Origin of the sequence: Streptomyces sp. NRRL WC-3626 (assembly GCF_000718785.1) — a bacterium.
Lineage (GTDB): Bacteria > Actinomycetota > Actinomycetes > Streptomycetales > Streptomycetaceae > Streptomyces > Streptomyces edwardsiae.
In genome coordinates, this window is record NZ_JOCA01000003.1 from 283159 (window position 1) to 302326 (window position 19168).

Here is a 19168-nt window from a genome sequence, read left to right on the forward strand (position 1 = left end):
GACGGGAGCGGGGCCAGGGCCGTCCCCGTACCCACCGATTCCCCCGACTCCGCTCCCGACCACAAGGAGAACCACCTCATGAGCACCACCACCGCCGTCGCCCCGCTCTCCACCGCGGACGCCGAAGCCCTGATCGCCGCCGCAGGGAAGGCCGCCGAGGCGGCCGGCGTCACGGTCAGCGTCACCGTCCTCGACGCCGGAGGGCACCTGCTCGCCTTCCGCAGGGACGACCGCGCCGTGCTGATCTCCGGTGAGACCAGCACCCGCAAGGCGTACACCGCGCTCCAGCTGAACGCGCCCACCGCCGACCTCGTGGACGCCGTGCAGCCCGGGGGCCCCTTCCACACCCTGCCCACCGCACTCGACCGGCCGCTGCTGTTCATCGCCGGGGGCGTGCCCGTCCGCCGTGACGGCAGGCTGATCGGCGCGATCGGTGTCGGCGGCGGTGCCCCCGAGCAGGACCACGGGTTCGCCACGGCCGCCGTGGAGACCCTCGCCTGACGGCGGCGCCCACCGGACGCGACGACGCCGGCCCCGAAGCTCCGGGTCCGGCGTCTTCGTGCGCGGGGTGTCAGGTCGCGGCGACCGTCACCGGAGCGAACCGTCGGCTCCAGTCGCCGGGCAGTTCGGTGATCCCGTATGTCATGACCGCGTTCGACGCGACGGAGGCCAGCCCGTGGTCCTTGGCCCAGTTCAGCAGTTCCCCGTGCCGCACGTCGATGTCGGTGCGCAGCGGCCGGCCGGTGCCGGCGGCGAGGGAGGCGAGCAGCGCCTGGGCCGTCGCGGTGTCACGCGCGATCAGCGGGCCCACGACATGGGTGTCCATGTTGGGCCAGGCGGCCGCGTACCCGGTGATCCGCCCGTCCTCCTCGGCGACCCGCAACTGATCGGAGAAGGCGGGCAGGCGCGTGACGATGTGCGTGCGATCGGCGCCGAACACGTCCTCGTCGAGCCGGACGATGGCGGGGAGGTCCTCCCCGGTCGCAGCCCGGGTGGTGACAGCCCCCGGCCGGTATCCCGCGGGCACGAACCGGCCCCGCAGCATCTCCGCACGGCCGGTGACCTTGAAGCCGAGCTCCTCGTAGAGCGGCCGGCCGAAGGGGGTCGCGTGCAGGGTGAGGGGGGTGGTGCCCATCGCGGAGACGATGTGACGCATCAGGCGGCGCCCCACACCCCGGCGGGCGTGCCGTGCGGCGACCAGAACCATGCCGATGGCCGCGAGGGCCGGCCGCTCCCGCGGCCCGTACTCGGTGACGACGCAGGCGGCGACCAGACCACCCTCGGGATCGTCGATGCCGTAACCCTTCCCGGCTGCAAGGAGGAGGCCCCACTTGTGCTCCTCCCGTGGCCACCCCCGGTCCTCGGACAAGTCGGCACATGCGGTGAGATCGCGGAGCGTCAGACGGCGGATGGGCAGAGAGGCAAGGGAAGGTGTCGGCACGCAGGTCAGGCTGTCCGACGGGGAGCTTCTGCGTCCACCTGTTTCGGGAGACTCGTGCGACCTTTTGGCCATCCCGCGACCGGCGGCGGCACGTGGAGACGGGTGCACATGTTTCACGTGAAACATGTGCGAACGGTGCGTGGCCGGAGCCTCCCGCCGGGAGACGCGGTGAGCGGGGCTCGCTAACCTCATCGCTCATGGCGAGGCTTCATCTCTTCGATCTCGACGGCACGCTGCTCCATGGAAGTTCGGCACCCGTGGAGATCTCGCGGCAACTGGGGCTGGAGGCTGAGGCGATCGCCCTCGACCGGGCGATCTCGGCTGGTCTGATCGGGCCGCCGGAGTACGCCGTCCAGGTGCACACGCTCTGGGCGGGTCTCACGGAGGCCCATGTGGCGGCCGCGTTCGAGGCGGCGCCCTGGCTGGCCCGAATCCGCGACGTCTGGGCGGAGCTCACGCGCAGGGGAGACCACTGCGCCGTGGTCTCCCTGTCGCCGTCGTTCTTCGTGGAGCGGCTCACCGGCTGGGGCGCTCACGCGGCCTACGGCTCACGCTTTCCCGCCGTGCCGTTCACGGAGCCCGTGGACCCGGCGGGCGTTCTCAGTGCGGCGGCCAAAGTGGGGATCGCCGACCGTTTGTGCGCGGAGTTCGGGGTGACCCGCGCGGACTGTGTCGCCTATGGCGACTCGATGTCGGACAAGGACCTGTTCGGCGCGGTGCCGGTTTCCGTCGCGGTCAACGCGGACCGGCATCTGACCGGTCTCGCGACCCACTCCTATACGGGGCGGGACCTCTGGGAAGCCTACGAACTGGTGCGAGCCGCATAGCGGCCGGACCTCATCCCAGGTCGGGGGCGTGCATGGCGCGTACGCCCTCGATGTTGCCGTCGAGGTAGTGCCGCAGCGACAGCGGTACGAGATGGACGGAGGCGATCCCGACGCGGGTGAACGGCACACGGACGATCTCGTACTCACCGGCGGGTTCGTCGACCTCCGGGCCGTGCCGCAGGGACAGGTCCATGGATTCCAGCCTGCATACGAAGAAGTGCTGCACCTTCACGCCGGTCGCGCCGCCGTCCTCACCGATGTGCTCCACGGTGTCGACGAAACACGGCACGACGTCGCCGATCTTGGCACCCAGCTCCTCGTACACCTCGCGGTGCAGGGCGTCGACGACGGTCGAGTCCTCCGGCTCGACCCCGCCGCCGGGGGTGACCCAGTAGGGATCCACGCCGGGTTTGGTGCGCTTGATCAGGATCAGGTTCTCGCCGTCCAGCAGAACGGCTCGGGCGGTGCGCTTGACCACGGGTCGGACGGTCATGGAGGAAATGTGGCCCGGCTGGTTCGACGTGAAACATCACGAGGACGTACCGGCCGGCTTTGTGGAGGCAGACCGGCGCGGTCAGCACCAGTCGGCGGCTGCCCGTTCCAGCCACTCATGGGCCCGCGCGATGTGCGGCATCGCCAGCGTGCCGGTACGGACCGCCAGGAAGTAGGTGCGAAGCGGGGGAACCGTCGGTGCGTGCAGGGCCACCACGTCGCCCCGCGCCAGGGAGGCCGCGCACAGATAGCGGGGCAGTACCGCCAGTCCCGCGCCCGCTGCGGCACAGGCGAGCACCGCGCGTAGATCCGGGACGACCACGGTGCCCGGGGCGATGGGCCGGGAGTCGAACACGGAGGCCCAGTAACGGGCGACGAAGGGAAGCGACTCGTGCACCTCGACCACCGGGACGTGCTCCAGGGCCGAGGGGCCCGCGTGACGGAGCGGGCCGGGGCCGATCCGCTCGGCCCATGAAGGAGCGGCGACCAGGACGTGCTCTTCGTCGCAGAGCGCAGTCGCCGAGAGCAGCGCGCCGCGCGGACGGACCGTGCTGATGGCCAGATCATGATGTCCCGCGGCCAGCCCTTCCAGCGTCTCCTCGGCGGTGCCGAAGGAAGCGCGCAGGGCGAAGCCCTGGCCGTCCTCGCCGGTCAGCTCGGTGAGGGCCGGCAGTGCCCGCTCGGCGGTGAACTCCGGGGGCCCGGCCAGATGCAGCGTCCGCAGGGAGGAGTCCTCCTCCAGCCCGGACTCGGTGATCTCCACCAGGGCGTCGAGGTGCGGCGCCGCCTTGTGGGCGAGCTCGTCCCCGATGGTCGTCGGTGTCACCCCACGCGCCTGCCGCAGGAAGAGGGGGCGCCCCAGCTGCCGTTCCAGTGTCCGTATCTGTGAGGTGACGGCGGGCTGGGAGAGGCCGAGCAGGGCGGCGGCACGGGTGAAGGAGCCGGCCCGGTGCACGGTCACAAAGGTCCGCAGCAAGGCCAGATCCACGGCACACCCTCTCTCGTCAGCCCCCGCATCGGCCCGGACGCGCCCAACTATAAATAAGTCGATAGGTCGCTGTCGCTACGGTGATTGGACACTGACACTGAGTCAACTAGCCTTGGTCGCGCGGTTCTTCGCGCGCAGAACCGAGGACGGTCCGAGCCACGAGGGGGGAGGCTCGGACCGTCCGCCGCAGTGCGCCGGGCGGCCGGGGGCCCGGTCCGGAGCGACCGGTCAGCCGGCCGACTCGTCCAGGGCACGCAGCACGTCCGCGATCAGGTCCTCGGGGTCCTCGGCGCCCACGGAGAAGCGGATGAAGCCCTCCGGCACCGCGTCCCCGCCCCAGCGCCCGCGTCGCTCCGCCGTGGAGCGTACGCCGCCGAAGCTTGTCGCGTCGTCCACCAGCCGCAGCGCGTCGAGGAAGCCGTCCGCACGCGCGCGCGTGGGCAGCGTGAAGGAGACCACGCATCCGTAACGCCGCATCTGCCGCGAGGCGATCCTGTGCGAAGGGTCGTCGGACAGCCCCGGATAGCGCAGCCCGGTGACGTCGGACCGATCCCGCAGCGCCCGCGCGAGCGCCAGCGCGGTGGCGTTCTGCCGGTCGACGCGCAGCTGAAGCGTGGCGATCGAGCGGTGCGCGAGCCAGGCCTCCATGGGGCCGGGGACGGCCCCGACGATCTTGCGCCAGCGGCGTACGGCGGCAATGGCCTCGCCGCTGCGCCCGGTGACGTATCCCAGGAGTACATCGCCGTGCCCGGTGAGCTGCTTGGTGCCGCTGGCCACCGCGAAGTCGGCGCCGAGCTCCAGCGGACGCTGGCCCAGCGGCGTGGCGAGGGTGTTGTCCACGGCGACCAGGGCGCCGCGCGCGTGCGCCGCCTCGGCGAGCCGCCGTACGTCGCACACGTCAAGGCCCGGGTTCGAGGGCGTCTCGATCCACAGCAGCTTCGCGCCGTCCAGGACGCCGAGCTGGGCGTCGCCGCCCGTGGGCGCGGTCCGCACCTCGATGCCGTAGGTCTCCAGCTGGGCCCGCACCAGGGACAGGGCCTGGTAGCCGTCGTCCGGGAGGACGACGGCGTCCCCGGCACGCAGCTGCGAGAACAGCACCGAGGAGATGGCGGCCATGCCCGAGGCGAACGCCAGGGTCTCGACATCGTCCTGGCCGGGCGCCTCCAGCTCCCCGATGGCTTGTTCCAGCAGCGTCCAGGTCGGGTTCTCGTCGCGTCCGTAGGTGTACGGGCCGGTGGGATCGCCCGGCAGGTGGAAGTGGGCGGCGAAGACCGGTCCGGGCAGGGTCGGCTCGTGCTTGACCGGCTCAGGCAGCCCGGCCCGCACCGCGCGCGTGCCCTCACCCGCCCCGCCCGGCAGTGCCTGCCCCTGGTCCGCGCCCGTCGTCGAATCGTTCATGCCGCCTGTCCTTCCACCTGCTCGCGCACGGCGGCGAGCAGACCGGTGCTCGCCGCCTCCACCATCTCAAGACATTCGTCGAAACCCTCCGCGCCCCCGTAGTAGGGGTCCGGCACATCGAGATCGTCGCCGGCGGCCGGATCGTAGGACCGCAGCAGACGCACCTTGTCCGCGTCCCGTTCCGTGGGCGCGAGACGGCGCAGTGCCCGGCGATGGCCCGAATCCAGGGCGATGACGAGATCGAGGCGGGCGAACCAGGCCGGGTCGAACCGCCGGGCGGCGTGCCCGGCCTCGTAGCCGTTCTCCCGCAGCACGGTCACCGTGCGGGGATCGGCGCCGTCACCCTCGTGCCAACCGTCCGTACCGGCGCTGTCCACCTCGACCAGGCCGTCGAGGCCGGCCTCGGCCACCCGCGCGCGGAAGACGGACTCGGCCATCGGGGAGCGGCAGATGTTGCCGGTGCAGACGAAGCAGACGCGGTAGGTCATCGGTCTCAGTCCCCGTCGGGCAGGACGACGTTGAGCGCCCAGGAAACCACGGAGATGATCAGACCGCCGAGGACGGCCGTCCAGAAGCCCTCCACGTGGAAGCTCAGATCGAGCTGGTCGGCGAGCCAGGAGGTGAGCAGCAGCATCAGCGCGTTCACCACCAGGGTGAACAGTCCGAGCGTCAGGATGAGCAGGGGAAGGCTGAGAAGCTTCACCAAGGGCTTGACCAGGAAGTTCACCAATCCGAAGAGCAGCGCGACCAGGAGCAGCGTGCCGATCTCCTTGCCGGTGCTGTCACCGGTCAGGGTGATCTTGTCGAGCAACCACACGGCGACCGCCAGGGCACCCGCGTTGGCGATCGTCTTGACTAGGAAATTCATCATGTGTCTGATCGTGGCAGACACGATCGGGCTCGGGCAGTGAGGTAGGGGCGGGACTAGGCGATGAAGGCATTCCGGCTGGACGAACTGGAGGCGGAACGGGCCGCCAACGACGGGGCATACCTGCAGTTCCTGCGCGAGCGGAACATGTCGGTCGGCCTCTACGCCCTGGACGCCGGTGTCCAGGACCCGCAGCAGCCGCACAGCCAGGACGAGGTGTACTTCGTCGTCAGCGGCCGCGCGTCGATCACGGTCGGCATGGAGACGACCCAGGTGGCCCGCGGCAGCGTCGTGTACGTACCGGCCGGAGTGGCGCACAAGTTCCATCACATCAGCGAGGACCTGCGGGTCCTGGTGGTGTTCTCTCCCCCCGAGAGCTGAGGAGAATCCTCGGGGTTCCCTAGGGGAACGGTCAGGGGAGGACAAGGGGTCCAGGGCCTCCACCGGGGCACCTGCCGCCCTAGCATCGAGTGCAGGACATCATTGACGCGACCCGGCACTCGGCGGGCGGAGAGGTAAGGACAAGGGCGATGCGAGAGATCTTCGCGGGACTTCCGTGGTGGGTGAAGTGGATCGCGGTGCCGGTCATCGCCCTGGTCGTGTTCGGCGGGCTGATAGCGAGCGTGGTCGGCTTCGTGATCGGGCTGCTCTTCAAGGTGCTGGTCTTCGTGGCGCTGGTCGGCGGACTGATCTACGTCGTACGCAAGTTCACGTCGAGCTCCTCGTCACGCGGCGACTGGTGAGCCGCCGGGGGCCGGTGGGGCGGTGACGGGGGTCATCGGTTCCCTCGGGCGGGGGAAGTTTCTCCGGTGGGCCGTCCACGTGCGGTGACAGCCCGTTAGAGTCCGGAATTCGACGCGGGGACGATTCCCCGCGAGCGGCGACCCCCCACCCGTGTCCTCCGCACGGGCTGCCCCCTCGCGCTACGGGAGTGACCTTTGGCCACGACTGGCACCGGCTCCGCACAGCTGACCGCGGTCCCTCCGCAGCCCCGCTCGCCGGCGCCCGCCGCACCGGCCTCCACCGCGACGCTCATCGGTTCCGTGCAGCGGGCCATGCGCCTGCTGGAGACCGTCGCCGGGCACGACTACGGGGCTCCCGCGAAACAACTGGCCCGCGAGACCGGGCTGGCGCTCCCCACCACGTACCACCTGCTGCGCACCCTGGTGCACGAGGGTTATCTGCGCCGCGACAAGGGGCTGTTCTTCCTGGGGGAGGCGGCAGCGCGACTGAGCAGCGGCGGAGCCGAGCAGAAACGTCGCAGCACCATGGCCGACACCCTGGCCCACTGGCGGGACGCGACCGGCGCCCCCGTGTACTACGCCGTGTACCGCGACGGCGAGATCAGTGTCGTCGGCGTCTCCGACACCCCCGGCAATCCCGCGGTGGAGGAGTGGGCCGACTTCCGGGAGACCGGGCACGCCCACGCCATCGGTCAGTGCCTGCTCGCGCAGCTCGACGACGACGCCCGCCGCGACCACCTCGGCCGTCATCCCGTGCGGCCCGTCACCCCGTACACCGTGCGGGACGACCACAGTCTGCTCAGACGCCTGGAACGCGCGCGGCGCTCGCAGCCGGTGGTGGAGCGTCAGGAGTACGCGCTGGGCACGGTCTGCGCGGCGATCCCCGTCTCCATCGGCTCCATGGCCGCGGCGGTGGCCATCTCGCTGCCCGCCCACCAGGCTGACCGGCTCGCTCCCGCGGCGCAGCGACTGCAGGCCGAGATGGGGCACCTCATCGGGTCGCTCACGCTGTCTATCAGTATCTGAAAAATCACTCCTTGTGATCTGCCGTGTACTTTCAGCAAGATTCCCTTTGGTGTCAGGATCCATGCCCGGCCAGTCCGCGGCGAATGACGGGGTAGGCGATGCGCGAATCCGTACAGGCAGAGGTCATGATGAGCTTTCTCGTGTCGGAGGAGCTGTCCTTCCGCATCCCGGTGGAGCTCCGCTACGACACCTGTGATCCCTACGCCGTACGGCTGACCTTCCATTTGCCCGGAGACGCCCCCGTGACCTGGGCGTTCGGCAGGGAGCTGCTGATCGACGGCGTCGGCAGGCCGTGCGGGGAGGGCGATGTGCGCGTCTCGCCCGTCGACCCCGACGCGCTGGGCGAGGTGCTGATCCGGCTTCAGGTGGGCGCCGATCAGGCCCTCTTCCGTTCGTCGACGGCCCCGCTCGTGGCCTTCCTCGACCGCACCGACAAGCTGGTGCCGCTGGGCCAGGAGGGGGCGCTCGCCGACTTCGACGCCCATCTCGACGATGCGCTGGACCGGATCCTCGCGGAGCAGAGCGCCGGCTGAAGCGTTACGCCGACCGGGTGGCGGAACGCTTCAGCGCGTTCCGCCCCCGCCCTACGGGCCGTCAGCGCTTACGGCGTCTGCCCCGCCCGCCGCGCCCCGCCGGGCGGGCCTCCGGTACCTGCCCGGGCACCTGTGCCTGCTCCTGCGCCTGGCCGTGGCCCCGAGTCCGTGCCTCTGCCGTCGGGCGGTCGGCCGAGACCACCAGCGCGGCCAGCGCCGTGGTCACCGGCACCGAGGCCACCAGGCCGATGGAGCCGATGAGGGTACGCACGATCTCCTCCGCGACCAGCTCGCTGTTGGCGACCGTCCCCACGCTGCTCTGCGCGATGGAGAACAGCAGCAGGAGCGGCAGCGCGGCACCGGCATAGGCGAGGACCAGCGTGTTGACCACCGACGCGATGTGGTCGCGGCCGATCCGGATGCCCGCGCGGTACAGCCCCCGCCAGCCCGTCGACGGGTTGGCCTCGTGCAGCTCCCAGACCGCGGACGTCTGCGTGACCGTCACATCGTCGAGGACACCGAGCGAGCCGATGATGACGCCGGCCAGCAGCAGGCCGCTCATGTCGATCCCTGGATACAGCCCGTGGATCAGGCCGGTGTTGTCGTCGGTGTTGCCGGTCAGCGCGGCCCAGCCGATGAACACCGAGCCCAGAATGCCGATCAACAGCAGTGAGATCAGCGTGCCGAGCACCGCCACCGAGGTTCTCGCCGACAGCCCGTGACAGAGGTACAGCGCGATCAGCATCATCGCGCTCGCCCCCACCACCGCGACGATCAGCGGGTTCGACCCCTGCAGGATCGCGGGCAGGATGAAGAAGTTGAGCACGAGGAAGCTGATCGCCAGCGCCACCAGCGCCATCACCCCGCGCAGCCGTCCCACGGCCACGACGGCGAGCGCGAAGATGCCCGCGAGCAGTGCCATCGGGAAGCGCCGGTCCACGTCGGTGACCGAGTACTGGAGGTCCCGGGGCGCGGAGGGCTCGTAGGCCACCACGACCTTCTGGCCCTCGCTCAGCTGCCGGGACTGGTCCGGCTGCACGATCTCGTCGAACGTACGGCCCTTGTCGTCGCCGGTGTCGACCCGGATCGTCGCCTTCTTGCAGGTGCCGTCCGCCTGCTGCTGGGCGGAGGAGCCCTCGGCGGTGGAGGTGTCGCCGGTCGGGACGCCGGCGGAGCCGTTCACGGACTGGCAGCTCAGCTCGACCACCTTGGTGACCGTGGCGTGCTGCGTCTGCCGGTCGAAGCCGACGCCGGTGCGCTCGTGCGCCGGGGCCCCGCCCGGCCACAGCACGGCGAGTCCGATCAGTACCGCCGCGGCGAACGGGATCAGGATCGCCGCGATGACCTTGCGCAGATGCCGGGAGACGGGCGCGGCCGGGCCGTGTGCGTGGCTGTGTCCGTGCCCGTTCCCGTGTGCATGGCCGTGCACGTGGCCGTGACCACCGTCGTCCGCGGCACCGGGCGGGCGCGATGGTTCGGGGGGCGGAAACGGAGGAGGTTGAGTGGGCGTCACCGCCCGATCATCGCAAGAACGGGATGAGGCCCTCTGTTCACCGCGCCAGAAAGGACGCTAGCGTGGAGGCGCTTTTGTACACGCGGGAGCTCGGAGCACCGGGCTGAGAGGGCGCTGACCTCCGTCCCAGCGATGTTTCACATGAAACGTCACCCCAGGCTGAGTGATGTTTCACACGGAACGTCGGCAGACGGAAACCGCTGCGTCGACCGCCGAACCTGTTACCGGGTAATGCCGGCGTAGGGAGTAGGTCTCATGACCAACAAAGACGCACGCACGCCTGCCTCCGCGCAGAACTCCGACCGGGAGGAGACCGCGGAGGCCGGGAAGTCCATCGGCTGGCACAAGGCGTATGTCGAGGGCACCCGCCCCGACCTGCGGGTGCCGGTCCGTCAGGTGTACCTCACCAACGGGCAGTCGGTCACGCTGTACGACACCTCGGGCCCGTACACCGATCCACTCGTCGACACCGATGTCCGCCGGGGCCTGGCTCCGCTGCGGGAGAACTGGATCACCGCCCGCGGTGACACCGAGGAGTATGCGGGCCGCCCCGTCCGTCCCGAGGACGACGGGATCAAGCACACCGCCCCGCGCGGGGGACTGCGCAATCTGGACGCCGTCTTCCCGGGCCGGCCGCGCCTTCCGCGCCGGGGCCGGGAAGGCCGGGCGGTCACGCAACTGGCGTACGCGCGCCGGGGCGAGATCACGCCCGAGATGGAGTACGTGGCCATCCGGGAGAACGTCGCGCCCGAGGTGGTCCGCGAGGAGATCGCGGCGGGCCGGGCGGTGCTGCCGGCCAACGTCAACCACCCGGAAACCGAGCCGATGATCATCGGCAAGCGGTTCCTGGTGAAGGTCAACGCCAACATCGGCAACTCGGCGGTGACGTCCTCCATCGAGGAGGAGGTGGAGAAGATGACCTGGGCGACCCGCTGGGGTGCCGACACGGTCATGGACCTCTCCACCGGCCGGAACATCCACACCACCCGCGAGTGGGTGCTGCGCAACTCCCCCGTCCCGATCGGCACCGTGCCGCTCTACCAGGCACTGGAGAAGGTCGACGGCCGGGCCGAGGAGCTGACCTGGGAGATCTACAAGGACACGGTCGTCGAGCAGGCCGAGCAGGGCGTGGACTACATGACGGTCCACGCGGGCGTGCGCCTCGCGTACGTACCGCTCACCGCGAACCGCAAGACCGGCATCGTCTCCCGGGGCGGCTCGATCATGGCCGCGTGGTGCCTGGCGCACCACAGGGAGTCGTTCCTGTACGAGAACTTCGAGGAGCTCTGCGAGATCCTCGCCGCGTACGACGTCACCTACTCGCTCGGCGACGGGCTGCGGCCGGGTTCCATCGCGGACGCCAACGACGAGGCGCAGTTCGCGGAGTTGCGCACGCTCGGGGAACTCAACACGATCGCGAAGCGTTTCCATGTTCAGACCATGATCGAGGGCCCGGGACATGTCCCGATGCACAAGATCAAGGAGAACATCGACCTTCAGCAGGAGATCTGCGATGAAGCCCCGTTCTATACGCTCGGCCCGCTGACGACGGACGTCGCGCCCGCGTACGACCACATCACGTCCGGCATCGGCGCCGCGATGATCGCCTGGTGGGGCACGGCCATGCTCTGCTACGTCACGCCCAAGGAGCACCTGGGCCTGCCCAACCGTGACGACGTCAAGACCGGCGTGATCACCTACAAGATCGCCGCCCACGCCGCCGACCTCGCCAAGGGCCACCCGGGTGCCCAGGAGTGGGACGACGCGCTGTCCGACGCCCGCTTCGAGTTCCGGTGGGAGGATCAGTTCAACCTGGCCCTCGACCCGGACACGGCACGCGAGTTCCACGACGAGACCCTGCCGGCGGAACCCGCCAAGACGGCCCACTTCTGCTCGATGTGCGGCCCGAAATTCTGTTCGATGAAGATATCCCAGGACATCCGCCGTGAGCACGGCGGAAGCCGGGCGGAGATCGAGGAGGGGATGGCGCAGAAGTCGAAGGAGTTCGCGGCCGCGGGCAACCGCGTGTATCTGCCGATCGCCGACTGACCCTGCCCTCGGGCGCGCCCGCGGACGGGAGGGGCCGGCCTGCCGCCCCTCCCCTTCGGCGGAGCGGGTGGGCAGACTGGCCCCATGACAGCGAGTCCGATGAGCAAGGGGTCCAATCGTCCCGTCGAGGCACGGGTGGTGAGTGTCGAGCTCGCCTGGGCGGCCGGGCCCGGTGTGCCCGACGTCGATGCCTCGGCGCTGCTCCTCACGGCGGCCGGGCGGGTGCGGGACGACGGGGACTTCGTCTTCTACAACCAGCCACGTCACGCGTCCGACGCCGTGACACATATCGGGAAGCGGAGCGGCGCCGGGGAGACGACCGACACCGTGCGGGTGGACCTGGGCGCGGTGGAGGCGGCGGTCGAGCGGATCGTGCTGTGCGCGTCGGCGGACGGCGGGACGTTCGGGCAGGTGCCGGGGCTGCTGCTCAGGGTGCTCGACGCCGGGTCGGGGAACGAGCTGGCCCGGTTCGACATGGCGGCCGGGACGGAGACCGCCTTCATCGGCGGCGAGCTGTACCGGCGGCAGGGGGCGTGGAAGTTCCGGGCGGTGGGGCAGGGCTACGCGTCCGGGCTCGCGGGGCTGGCCACGGACTTCGGTATCTCCGTGGACGACACGGCCTCGCCCGCGGCCGCACCGTCGGCCACGCCCGCGACCACCGCACCCCCGGTCTCACCGGTCCCTCCGCCGCCGCCCGCCCCTCCCACGGCGTCGGCCGCCCCCGTGCCGGCCGCCGGGCCCCAGCCGGGGACCCCGCGGCTCACCAAGGGTGAGGAGCGGCTGCCCGTCGACATGCGCAAGCGGTTGTCGCTGCGCAAGGAGCAGGTGGCGGTCAGTCTGCGCAAGCACGGGGCCGCCGAGGTCACCGCGCGCGTCATCCTCGTACTCGACGCCTCCGGATCCATGTCCTTCCTGTACTCCAGGGGAGTCGTGGCCGACGTCGTCGAGCGGATGGCGGCGGTCGCGGCGCAGCTGGACGACGACGGGGAGATGCAGGCCTGGACCTTCGCCTCGAACCCGGCCCGGCTGCCCGACCTGCGGCTCGGGGAGCTGCCCGAGTGGCTGCGGCTGCATGTGCGCGTGGGGGAGGTGGGCCTCTTCCGGCGCGGACGCAAGAAGGGGCTCGATCCCAGCCAGGTCGACATGCGGGACGTGGGCATCCAGAACGAGGAGCAGAAGGTCATCGCGGAGGTGCGCGCCTTCGTCCGGGACCATCCCGCGTCCGCCCCGACCCTCGTCCTGTTCTTCTCCGACGGTGGCGTCTACCGGGACAAGGACATCGAGCGCGAGCTCCGCGAAGCGGTGGAGGAACCCGTCTTCTGGCAGTTCGTGGGGCTCGGCAAGTCCAACTACGGCGTGCTGGAGCGATTCGACACACTCACGGGCCGCCGCGTCGACAACGTCGGGTTCTTCGCCGTCGACGACATCAGCACCGTGCCGGACGCGGAGCTGTACGACCGTCTGCTGTCCGAGTTCCCGCAGTGGATCACGGCCGCGGGGCGGGCGGGGATTCTCTGAAACCGGATCCCGGTCCGCCCCTCGGCCTGTCCACTCGCTACTCCGGCTGGTGCTCCGGCCCGCCGAAGTCCGGGCTCGAGTAGTCCGGGCTGGAGTAGCTCGGCCGGGTGCCACGGGCCGACCCCTCCTCCGGGCTGGAGAAACCCGGCCGGTCGTACCCGAGATGCGGCATACGGCCGGACCGCGCGGGCGGTGCCGTGTGCTGCAGCGCGGCGGCCGTCGCCGGATCGGAGAGGGCGTCCCGCAGGAACGGCAGGATCCCCCGCTCCAGCAGGGCCTCGTGCCAGGCCTCCCTGGCCCGGGTGAGCTCGCCGTCGAGTTCCCGGTACGGCCCGCCGAGCGCCGACGGCTTGTTGCGCAGCGCCGTGAGCAGCAGACCCGCGCCGGCGACGAGGATGGCGACCGCCGTCACCGCGCCGAACACCCACCCCGTGGTGAGCATGGTCCGGGCGAAAGCGGCCTCCGGGTCGAGCATCCGCAGGATGTAGCCGACGAGCAGGAAGATCGCGGCCGCCGTCCCGGCCAGGACGGGAGCCAGGACGGCGACGACGGCCACGGCGCCGGCCCCGGCGGTCTCGGCGACCTCGCCCATGGTGGCGGCGAGCCCCACCGCGTTCGTCCCCGGCTCGGTGACGCCGGACTCACGGACGGACGGAGCGGACGGCGCCGGTGGACGGCGCAGTTCCTCGCGGACCTTCACATAGTGCTGGTACTCGGTCGCCGCGGCCGTCGTGATGATCGCGGTGGCGCCCAGCGCCATCGTGCGCAGTTGTTCCGAGTTGAGCCGCTGTCCTACCGCGGCCAGTTCCGGGTGGTGTGGTGCGGAGCGCAGCGCCTCATCGAGAATCCGCTCGTATTCCTGGCGGTCCTCGCTCAGCAGGTGCTGCGGAACGCTGTTCATGTGCATCCCCCGATGCTCCGTAGGGCTTGGGGCTCGGCATGCTGACGAGCCGTCGGGCAGAAACGGAGGGGAGCCTGCTACGGATAAGCCGATGGTAGAGCGGTGACGGCACGCGGTGACAGAGGATTTACCGAAATTGCCTGCCGCGAAATGAGTTTCCGGGCCGCCGGATCACAGCCCGGGGAACGCTCAGGCGTCCAGCGGCAGTTGCTGGACCAGGAGTTTTCCGGCCATGGTGACCCCGCCGTCCATCGCGATGGCCAGTCCGTCGGCGTAGACATGAGGTCCGGTGACCACGGGGCCCCCGTCGTCCTCGCCCTCCTCGGAACCGACTTCGCCCAGCAGATACGGAATCGGGCTGTGGCCGTGAACGACCCGGGTGCCGCCGTACGTATCCAGCAGGGAGCGCACCGCGTCGGCGCCGCCCTCGTCGCGGAAGGAGAACCGCTTGGTGAACTTGCGGAACAGGTCCCAGACCTCGTCGGCGTCGTTGCGGGTGATCGTCTCGCGGACGGTGTCGTTGACCTCTTCGATCGAGCGGCCGTAGTCGAGGTAGGCGGTGGTGTCCGAGTGCAGCAGGAGGTGGCCGTCGACCTCCTCGACGGCGTCGAGGCGGGCCATCCACTGCAGGTGGTGGTCCTGGAGGCGGTCCATGTCGGTCTTCTGGCCGCCGTTGAGCAGCCAGGCCGCCTGGAAGGTGGCGGTGCCCGCGCCGGAGTTGACGGGGGTGTCGCCGAACCGCTTGGCGCCGAGCAGCAGCAGCTCGTGGTTGCCCATGAGGGCCTTGCAGTAGCCGCCGGCCGCGGCGGCCTCGGCGGACAGCCGCATCACGAGATCGATGACGCCGATGCCGTCCGGGCCGCGGTCGGTGAAGTCGCCGAGGAACCACAGCCGTGCCGTGCCGGCGCACCACTGGCCCGCCGCGTCGAGCAGGCCCTGCTCCTGGAGGGCGGCCACCAGTTCGTCGAGGTAGCCGTGGACGTCACCGACCACGTACAGCGGGCCCTGGCCGGTGGTGGGCTGCGGAGCGGGGACGGACGCGGGGTCGACGGTCACCTGAACAGTGTCACCCCGATTGATGACGGGGAGATCCCGCTGGGTGGGTGTGTATCCGTCGGGGTAGGCCTCCTCGGCGGGCGGGGCGACGTCACCGGGGTGCGTGCTCTGGGCGTACGGACCGGTCTCGTGGACGTACGCGGGCACCCGGAAGTCGCGCACCGTCGCAGTGCGCTCCACCTCGGGTCCCTGACCGGCCCCCTGAGTCATCGACCCCTCCACCATCGCGCCGCCTCCGCACCGCGTCGGACTGCCTGGTCGCAGCGGCCCGCGGTGTGTGGGCCCATCATAGGAATGCGGATCGCGCCGTGTGATGACCCAGGGGTGGTGAATCGGAGCAAGACCCCGGTTCCTTGCGGCATTCATCCCGTTTGAGTCGGTCTTCGTCCGCCTCCGCGGCCGTCGCCGCCGCGCGCCGTCCGCCGGTGACCGGCCTGCGGTGCTCCGGGGGGACGGCCTGTTCCGAGCGGAGGGGCGGCCGGGGGGGGCTTCTCCGTTTCCGGTCCGTGGAGGCTGGTGTCCCGGCCCCGGGACGCCAGCCTCCACGAACCGGCCGCGGAACCGCCGCTTCCCCCCTCCGGAAGCGGAGGCTCCACTCTCAGGGCCGCGATCCGGTCCACGGGGGCCCGCGATCCGTCCCGCCGCCCCCGCGTTCCGGCGTCCGGTACCTCGGCGTCCCGACAGTCGGCATCCCCCGCGCCCTGACGTCCGGTTCCGGGTCCCGACGGCCGCCCTCCGCGTCACGAGCCGCCGGGGCTCCGCGTCCCGGCGCCTCTGGGTCCCGACCTGAGGCACCTCACGCTCCGACGGCGGGCGCTTCGGCGCCCCGACCGCCTACACGCCGCCTCCCGACCGCCGAACCCCTGCCGTCCGGAAGCCCTGGACGCCCGGACCGCCGAGCCCTTCGCGACCGGAAGCCCCGGAGCCCCGGCCTCACCACCCTGTCCAGAAGCCCCCGGTGCCCCCCGCCTCACGACCCCTTCGGTGACCTCGGTGGGCTGACCGTCGTACGGGGCGGACGTCGTTGTGACGAGGTGCGCACGATCAGCTCCGTCGGTATGACCTGCTCCACCGGCTGGTCCGAGTCGAGTCCCTCGATGGCGTCGATGAGCAGCTGGATCACCGCCGTACCGATGCGGCGCGGCTTCAGGGAGAGCGTGGTGACCGGCGGTTCCGTGTTGGCGTAGACCGTGGACTCGCTGCAGCAGACGAGCAGCAGGTCGTCCGGGACACGCAGACCGTAGCGGCGGGCGGCGGCGAGCAGATCGGTGCCGTTCGGATCGAACAGGCCGTAGACGGCGTCGGGGCGGTCGGGCCGGGCGAGCAGCCGGTCGGCGGCGACGGCGCCCGCGCACGGATCGTGTGCCGGGTAGGCCTCGTAGACCGGGTCCTGGCCCACGCGCTCGCACCAGCGCAGATACGCGGTGGTCGACAGGTGGGTGTAGGTGTCGGTCGTGGTGCCGGTGAGCAGGCCGATGCGGCGGGCGCCGGCGTCGGCGAGATGGTCGAGGATGCCCATGACGGCGGCCTCGTGGTCGTTGTCGACCCAGGCGGTGACCGGCAGCGAGCCGGCCGGGCGGCCGTCGGAGACGACCGGTAAGCCCTGGCGGACCAGTTCGGTGACGACCGGATCCTGGTCGGAGGGGTCGATGACGACCGTGCCGTCCAGGGCGACGTTGGACCACACGTCGTGGCGGGAGGTCGCGGGGAGGATCACGAGCGCGTAGCCGCGGGCGAGCGCGGCGGAGGTGGCGGCGCGCGCCATCTCGGCGAAGTACGCGAACTCGGTGAAGGTGAAAGGTTCATCCCCGTACGTCGTCACGGTCAGGCCGATGAGTCCGGACTTCCCCGTGCGCAGCGTCCGGGCGGCGGCAGAGGGGCGGTACCCCAGTCTGTCGGCCACCTCGCGGACGTGGCGCCGGGTGGCGTCCGGGAGCCTGCCCTTTCCGTTGAGGGCATCGGAGACGGTTGTGATGGAGACTCCGGCGGCGGCGGCCACGTCCCTGATGCCCGCTCGTCCCGGCCTGCTGCCTCGGCGTGAGGTTTCCGCGCGGCTCACCTGGTGCTTCCCTGCTGCTGTCATGGCGAGCCGATAGTAGGGCTCATGCGGTGGGGTAGGGCGGACGCATATGCATGCGTTGACAGGCACGTTTCTGCAAGATCATCAAACCCCAATTACCTTGGAAATCAAGGGGGTTGAACGTTCCAATACCAGGAAGTGACGTGCCGACGCATGCGGGCCTGGCCTGGGTGCGATGTTGCGAAGAGGTCTCAACTCACCTTCACGGGGGACGCGCGCCACGGCGCAAGCCACCGGCGCATAGATATATGTGCGGCGCGCCCCTGGGTCGCACGCCCTTCGTACACCTTCGGGCGAAGTTGCCCCCGTTTCCGCGGTAAGGGACGGGGCGGGCCCCGGCACCCGCCCCTCTCGTGCTCAGCGGCGGCCTTCTCTACGCAGCGGCGCCGAATCCTCATAAGGTGAGCAGTATTGGATGTCGGCGGCGGACACGGGTGCCGCCGGTCTTCGCGAGGAGGACTGCGGTGAGCGAGACGAGCCCCAAGCTGCGCGCCGAGCTGGAGGGGATCCCCACGTACAAGCCGGGCAAGCCGGCGGCGGCCGGCGGACCGGTGGCGTACAAGCTGTCCTCCAACGAGAACCCGTATCCGCCGCTGCCGGGCGTGATGGAGGCCGTGACGGCCTCGGCGTCCTCCTTCAACCGCTACCCGGACATGGCCTGTACGGCCCTGATGGCCGAGCTGTCCGAGCGCTTCGCGGTCCCGGCCTCCCACCTGGCCACCGGCACCGGCTCGGTCGGCGTCGCCCAGCAGCTGCTGCAGGCCACCGCGGGCCCGGGCGACGAGGTGATCTACGCCTGGCGGTCCTTCGAGGCCTATCCGATCATCACGCGGATCAGCGGGGCCACGCCCGTCCAGGTGCCGCTGACTCCCGGCGATGTGCACGACCTCGACGCGATGGCCGAGGCGATCACCGACCGCACCCGGCTCATCTTCGTCTGCAACCCCAACAACCCGACCGGCACGGTGGTGCGCCGGGCCGAGCTGGAGCGTTTCCTCGACCGGGTGCCGAGCGACGTCCTGGTGGTGCTCGACGAGGCCTACCGCGAGTTCATCCGGGACACCGAGGTACCCGATGGTGTCGAGCTCTACCGGCAGCGGCCCAACGTCTGCGTCCTGCGGACCTTCTCCAAGGCGTACGGCCTGGCGGGGCTGCGCGTCGGCTTCGCCATCGCCCACGAGCCGGTGGCGGCGGCGCTGCGCAAGACGGCGGTGCCCTTCGGCGTGAGCCAGATCGCGCAGGACGCGGCGATCGCCTCGCTGCGCGCCGAGGACGAGCTGATCGGCCGGGTCGGCTCGCTGGTGTGTGAGCGCAACCGGGTGACGGACGCGCTGCGGGACCAGGGCTGGACGGTGCCCGAGACCCAGGCCAACTTCGTGTGGCTGCGGCTGGGGGAGCGCACGGTGTCGTTCGCGCAGGCGTGCGAGCAGGCCGGTGTGGTCGTCCGGCCGTTCGCCGGGGAGGGTGTGCGGGTCACGATCGGCGAGACCGAGGCGAACGACATCTTCCTGAAGGTGACGGAAGGGTTCCGCAAGGGGCTCTGACCAGCACGAACGTTAAGGCGGCCGACGGTTGACCCGTCGGCCGCCGGTGTTTTCGCGGAAGATCCGCGCACAGGGGTTGACGTCACGCGCACAGGGGTTGACGTCACAGGGGACCCCCCTTCCCGGTCAGGAAAGCGGTAGGTCATAATTGCTTGTGAATGTGAACGCGTTCACAAGCGCATCCCGTTTTC

Annotated in this window: 19 protein-coding genes and 1 riboswitch; of the genes, 9 read left to right on the top strand and 10 right to left on the bottom strand. The window is 70.7% G+C overall.

Annotation, left to right across the window (positions count from 1 at the left end):
* The first annotated feature begins 78 nt into the window (after nucleotides 1-78).
* On the top strand, nucleotides 79-501 hold the full coding sequence (locus IF28_RS0106950) for a GlcG/HbpS family heme-binding protein (RefSeq protein WP_030215488.1): 423 nt from the start codon (nucleotides 79-81) through the stop codon (nucleotides 499-501).
* A 70-nt stretch (nucleotides 502-571) separates the two neighbouring features.
* Here IF28_RS0106950 and IF28_RS0106955 read toward each other — a convergent pair whose 3' ends face one another.
* Nucleotides 572-1441, bottom strand: coding sequence for a GNAT family N-acetyltransferase (locus tag IF28_RS0106955; protein WP_030215491.1), 870 nt, complete (start codon nucleotides 1439-1441; stop codon nucleotides 572-574).
* Between the two features lie 197 nt (nucleotides 1442-1638).
* Here IF28_RS0106955 and IF28_RS0106960 point away from each other — a divergent pair, with 197 nt between their 5' ends.
* The gene (locus IF28_RS0106960) at nucleotides 1639-2268 is read left to right on the top strand and encodes an HAD family hydrolase (protein WP_030215495.1); all 630 of its coding nucleotides are present in this window, start codon (nucleotides 1639-1641) and stop codon (nucleotides 2266-2268) included.
* Nucleotides 2269-2278: 10 nt separating this feature from the next.
* Here IF28_RS0106960 and IF28_RS0106965 read toward each other — a convergent pair whose 3' ends face one another.
* The 5 genes from IF28_RS0106965 to IF28_RS0106985 form a co-directional block, all read right to left on the bottom strand.
* Nucleotides 2279-2761, bottom strand: coding sequence for an NUDIX domain-containing protein (locus tag IF28_RS0106965; protein ID WP_030215498.1), 483 nt, complete (start codon nucleotides 2759-2761; stop codon nucleotides 2279-2281).
* An 81-nt stretch (nucleotides 2762-2842) separates the two neighbouring features.
* Nucleotides 2843-3748, bottom strand: a complete 906-nt coding sequence (locus tag IF28_RS0106970) for a LysR family transcriptional regulator (RefSeq protein ID WP_030215499.1) — start codon at nucleotides 3746-3748, stop codon at nucleotides 2843-2845.
* 228 nt (nucleotides 3749-3976) lie between these two features.
* Nucleotides 3977-5146, bottom strand: coding sequence for a cystathionine gamma-lyase (locus IF28_RS0106975; protein ID WP_030215502.1), 1170 nt, complete (start codon nucleotides 5144-5146; stop codon nucleotides 3977-3979).
* Nucleotides 5143-5634, bottom strand: a complete 492-nt coding sequence (locus IF28_RS0106980; RefSeq protein ID WP_030215505.1) for a low molecular weight protein-tyrosine-phosphatase — start codon at nucleotides 5632-5634, stop codon at nucleotides 5143-5145. The genes IF28_RS0106975 and IF28_RS0106980 overlap by 4 nt, the downstream gene beginning before the upstream one ends.
* Before the next feature lie 5 nt (nucleotides 5635-5639).
* Nucleotides 5640-6017: a phage holin family protein gene (locus IF28_RS0106985; RefSeq protein ID WP_030215508.1), complete on the bottom strand. Its 378-nt coding sequence runs from the start codon at nucleotides 6015-6017 to the stop codon at nucleotides 5640-5642.
* A 60-nt stretch (nucleotides 6018-6077) separates the two neighbouring features.
* On the opposite strand from IF28_RS0106985, the gene IF28_RS0106990 reads away from it, so the two are divergent.
* The 4 genes from IF28_RS0106990 to IF28_RS0107005 all read left to right on the top strand — a co-directional run bounded on the left by IF28_RS0106990 (nucleotide 6078) and on the right by IF28_RS0107005 (nucleotide 8316).
* The gene (locus IF28_RS0106990; RefSeq protein WP_030215511.1) at nucleotides 6078-6395 is read left to right on the top strand and encodes a cupin domain-containing protein; all 318 of its coding nucleotides are present in this window, start codon (nucleotides 6078-6080) and stop codon (nucleotides 6393-6395) included.
* Nucleotides 6396-6544: 149 nt separating this feature from the next.
* Nucleotides 6545-6757, top strand: a complete 213-nt coding sequence (locus IF28_RS0106995; RefSeq protein ID WP_007492480.1) for a DUF5326 family protein — start codon at nucleotides 6545-6547, stop codon at nucleotides 6755-6757.
* A gap of 300 nt (nucleotides 6758-7057) precedes the next feature.
* A complete protein-coding gene (locus IF28_RS0107000) occupies nucleotides 7058-7783 on the top strand; it encodes an IclR family transcriptional regulator (RefSeq protein ID WP_030215516.1) in 726 nt (241 codons plus the stop codon).
* Between the two features lie 98 nt (nucleotides 7784-7881).
* Nucleotides 7882-8316 carry an SsgA family sporulation/cell division regulator gene (locus IF28_RS0107005; RefSeq protein ID WP_030215520.1) on the top strand — a complete coding sequence of 145 codons (435 nt, stop codon included), beginning with the start codon at nucleotides 7882-7884 and terminating at the stop codon, nucleotides 8314-8316.
* Nucleotides 8317-8377: 61 nt separating this feature from the next.
* Here IF28_RS0107005 and IF28_RS0107010 read toward each other — a convergent pair whose 3' ends face one another.
* Nucleotides 8378-9829 carry a YibE/F family protein gene (locus IF28_RS0107010; protein WP_030215524.1) on the bottom strand — a complete coding sequence of 484 codons (1452 nt, stop codon included), beginning with the start codon at nucleotides 9827-9829 and terminating at the stop codon, nucleotides 8378-8380.
* A 72-nt stretch (nucleotides 9830-9901) separates the two neighbouring features.
* Nucleotides 9902-10092: riboswitch (TPP riboswitch) on the top strand.
* Here IF28_RS0107010 and thiC point away from each other — a divergent pair.
* Together thiC and IF28_RS0107020 are read left to right on the top strand one after the other, a co-directional pair.
* Complete coding sequence (gene thiC, locus IF28_RS0107015) at nucleotides 10085-11878, top strand: phosphomethylpyrimidine synthase ThiC (RefSeq protein WP_030215527.1); 1794 nt, start codon at nucleotides 10085-10087, stop codon at nucleotides 11876-11878. Its footprint overlaps the riboswitch before it by 8 nt.
* Before the next feature lie 84 nt (nucleotides 11879-11962).
* Nucleotides 11963-13396 carry a VWA domain-containing protein gene (locus IF28_RS0107020; protein ID WP_030215530.1) on the top strand — a complete coding sequence of 478 codons (1434 nt, stop codon included), beginning with the start codon at nucleotides 11963-11965 and terminating at the stop codon, nucleotides 13394-13396.
* A 37-nt stretch (nucleotides 13397-13433) separates the two neighbouring features.
* On the opposite strand, the gene IF28_RS0107025 is transcribed toward IF28_RS0107020, so the two are convergent.
* The 3 genes from IF28_RS0107025 to IF28_RS0107035 all read right to left on the bottom strand — a co-directional run bounded on the left by IF28_RS0107025 (nucleotide 13434) and on the right by IF28_RS0107035 (nucleotide 17436).
* Entirely contained in the window at nucleotides 13434-14303 is an 870-nt protein-coding gene (locus tag IF28_RS0107025) for a hypothetical protein (protein WP_030215533.1), read from the bottom strand.
* Between the two features lie 183 nt (nucleotides 14304-14486).
* A complete protein-coding gene (locus IF28_RS0107030; RefSeq protein ID WP_106982002.1) occupies nucleotides 14487-15578 on the bottom strand; it encodes a metallophosphoesterase in 1092 nt (363 codons plus the stop codon).
* A gap of 745 nt (nucleotides 15579-16323) precedes the next feature.
* Nucleotides 16324-17436: a LacI family DNA-binding transcriptional regulator gene (locus IF28_RS0107035; protein ID WP_078620913.1), complete on the bottom strand. Its 1113-nt coding sequence runs from the start codon at nucleotides 17434-17436 to the stop codon at nucleotides 16324-16326.
* A 461-nt stretch (nucleotides 17437-17897) separates the two neighbouring features.
* Between IF28_RS0107035 and hisC the strand changes: the two genes are divergently transcribed.
* Nucleotides 17898-18977, top strand: a complete 1080-nt coding sequence (gene hisC, locus IF28_RS0107040; protein ID WP_030215539.1) for a histidinol-phosphate transaminase — start codon at nucleotides 17898-17900, stop codon at nucleotides 18975-18977.
* Nucleotides 18978-19168: the final 191 nt, after the last annotated feature.

What these genes read in the sequence shown, in the direction of transcription:
- IF28_RS0106950 (WP_030215488.1), top strand. Translation starts at nt 79, where the DNA reads ATGAGCACCACCACCGCCGTCGCCCCGCTCTCCACCGCGGACGCCGAA.
- IF28_RS0106960 (WP_030215495.1), top strand. Translation starts at nt 1,639, where the DNA reads ATGGCGAGGCTTCATCTCTTCGATCTCGACGGCACGCTGCTCCATGGA.
- IF28_RS0106965 (WP_030215498.1), bottom strand. Translation starts at nt 2,761, where the DNA reads ATGACCGTCCGACCCGTGGTCAAGCGCACCGCCCGAGCCGTTCTGCTG.
- IF28_RS0106975 (WP_030215502.1), bottom strand. Translation starts at nt 5,146, where the DNA reads ATGAACGATTCGACGACGGGCGCGGACCAGGGGCAGGCACTGCCGGGC.
- IF28_RS0106980 (WP_030215505.1), bottom strand. Translation starts at nt 5,634, where the DNA reads ATGACCTACCGCGTCTGCTTCGTCTGCACCGGCAACATCTGCCGCTCC.
- IF28_RS0106985 (WP_030215508.1), bottom strand. Translation starts at nt 6,017, where the DNA reads ATGATGAATTTCCTAGTCAAGACGATCGCCAACGCGGGTGCCCTGGCG.
- IF28_RS0106990 (WP_030215511.1), top strand. Translation starts at nt 6,078, where the DNA reads ATGAAGGCATTCCGGCTGGACGAACTGGAGGCGGAACGGGCCGCCAAC.
- IF28_RS0106995 (WP_007492480.1), top strand. Translation starts at nt 6,545, where the DNA reads ATGCGAGAGATCTTCGCGGGACTTCCGTGGTGGGTGAAGTGGATCGCG.
- IF28_RS0107005 (WP_030215520.1), top strand. Translation starts at nt 7,882, where the DNA reads ATGCGCGAATCCGTACAGGCAGAGGTCATGATGAGCTTTCTCGTGTCG.
- thiC (WP_030215527.1), top strand. Translation starts at nt 10,085, where the DNA reads ATGACCAACAAAGACGCACGCACGCCTGCCTCCGCGCAGAACTCCGAC.
- IF28_RS0107020 (WP_030215530.1), top strand. Translation starts at nt 11,963, where the DNA reads ATGACAGCGAGTCCGATGAGCAAGGGGTCCAATCGTCCCGTCGAGGCA.
- IF28_RS0107025 (WP_030215533.1), bottom strand. Translation starts at nt 14,303, where the DNA reads ATGCACATGAACAGCGTTCCGCAGCACCTGCTGAGCGAGGACCGCCAG.
- IF28_RS0107030 (WP_106982002.1), bottom strand. Translation starts at nt 15,578, where the DNA reads ATGGTGGAGGGGTCGATGACTCAGGGGGCCGGTCAGGGACCCGAGGTG.
- IF28_RS0107035 (WP_078620913.1), bottom strand. Translation starts at nt 17,436, where the DNA reads ATGACAGCAGCAGGGAAGCACCAGGTGAGCCGCGCGGAAACCTCACGC.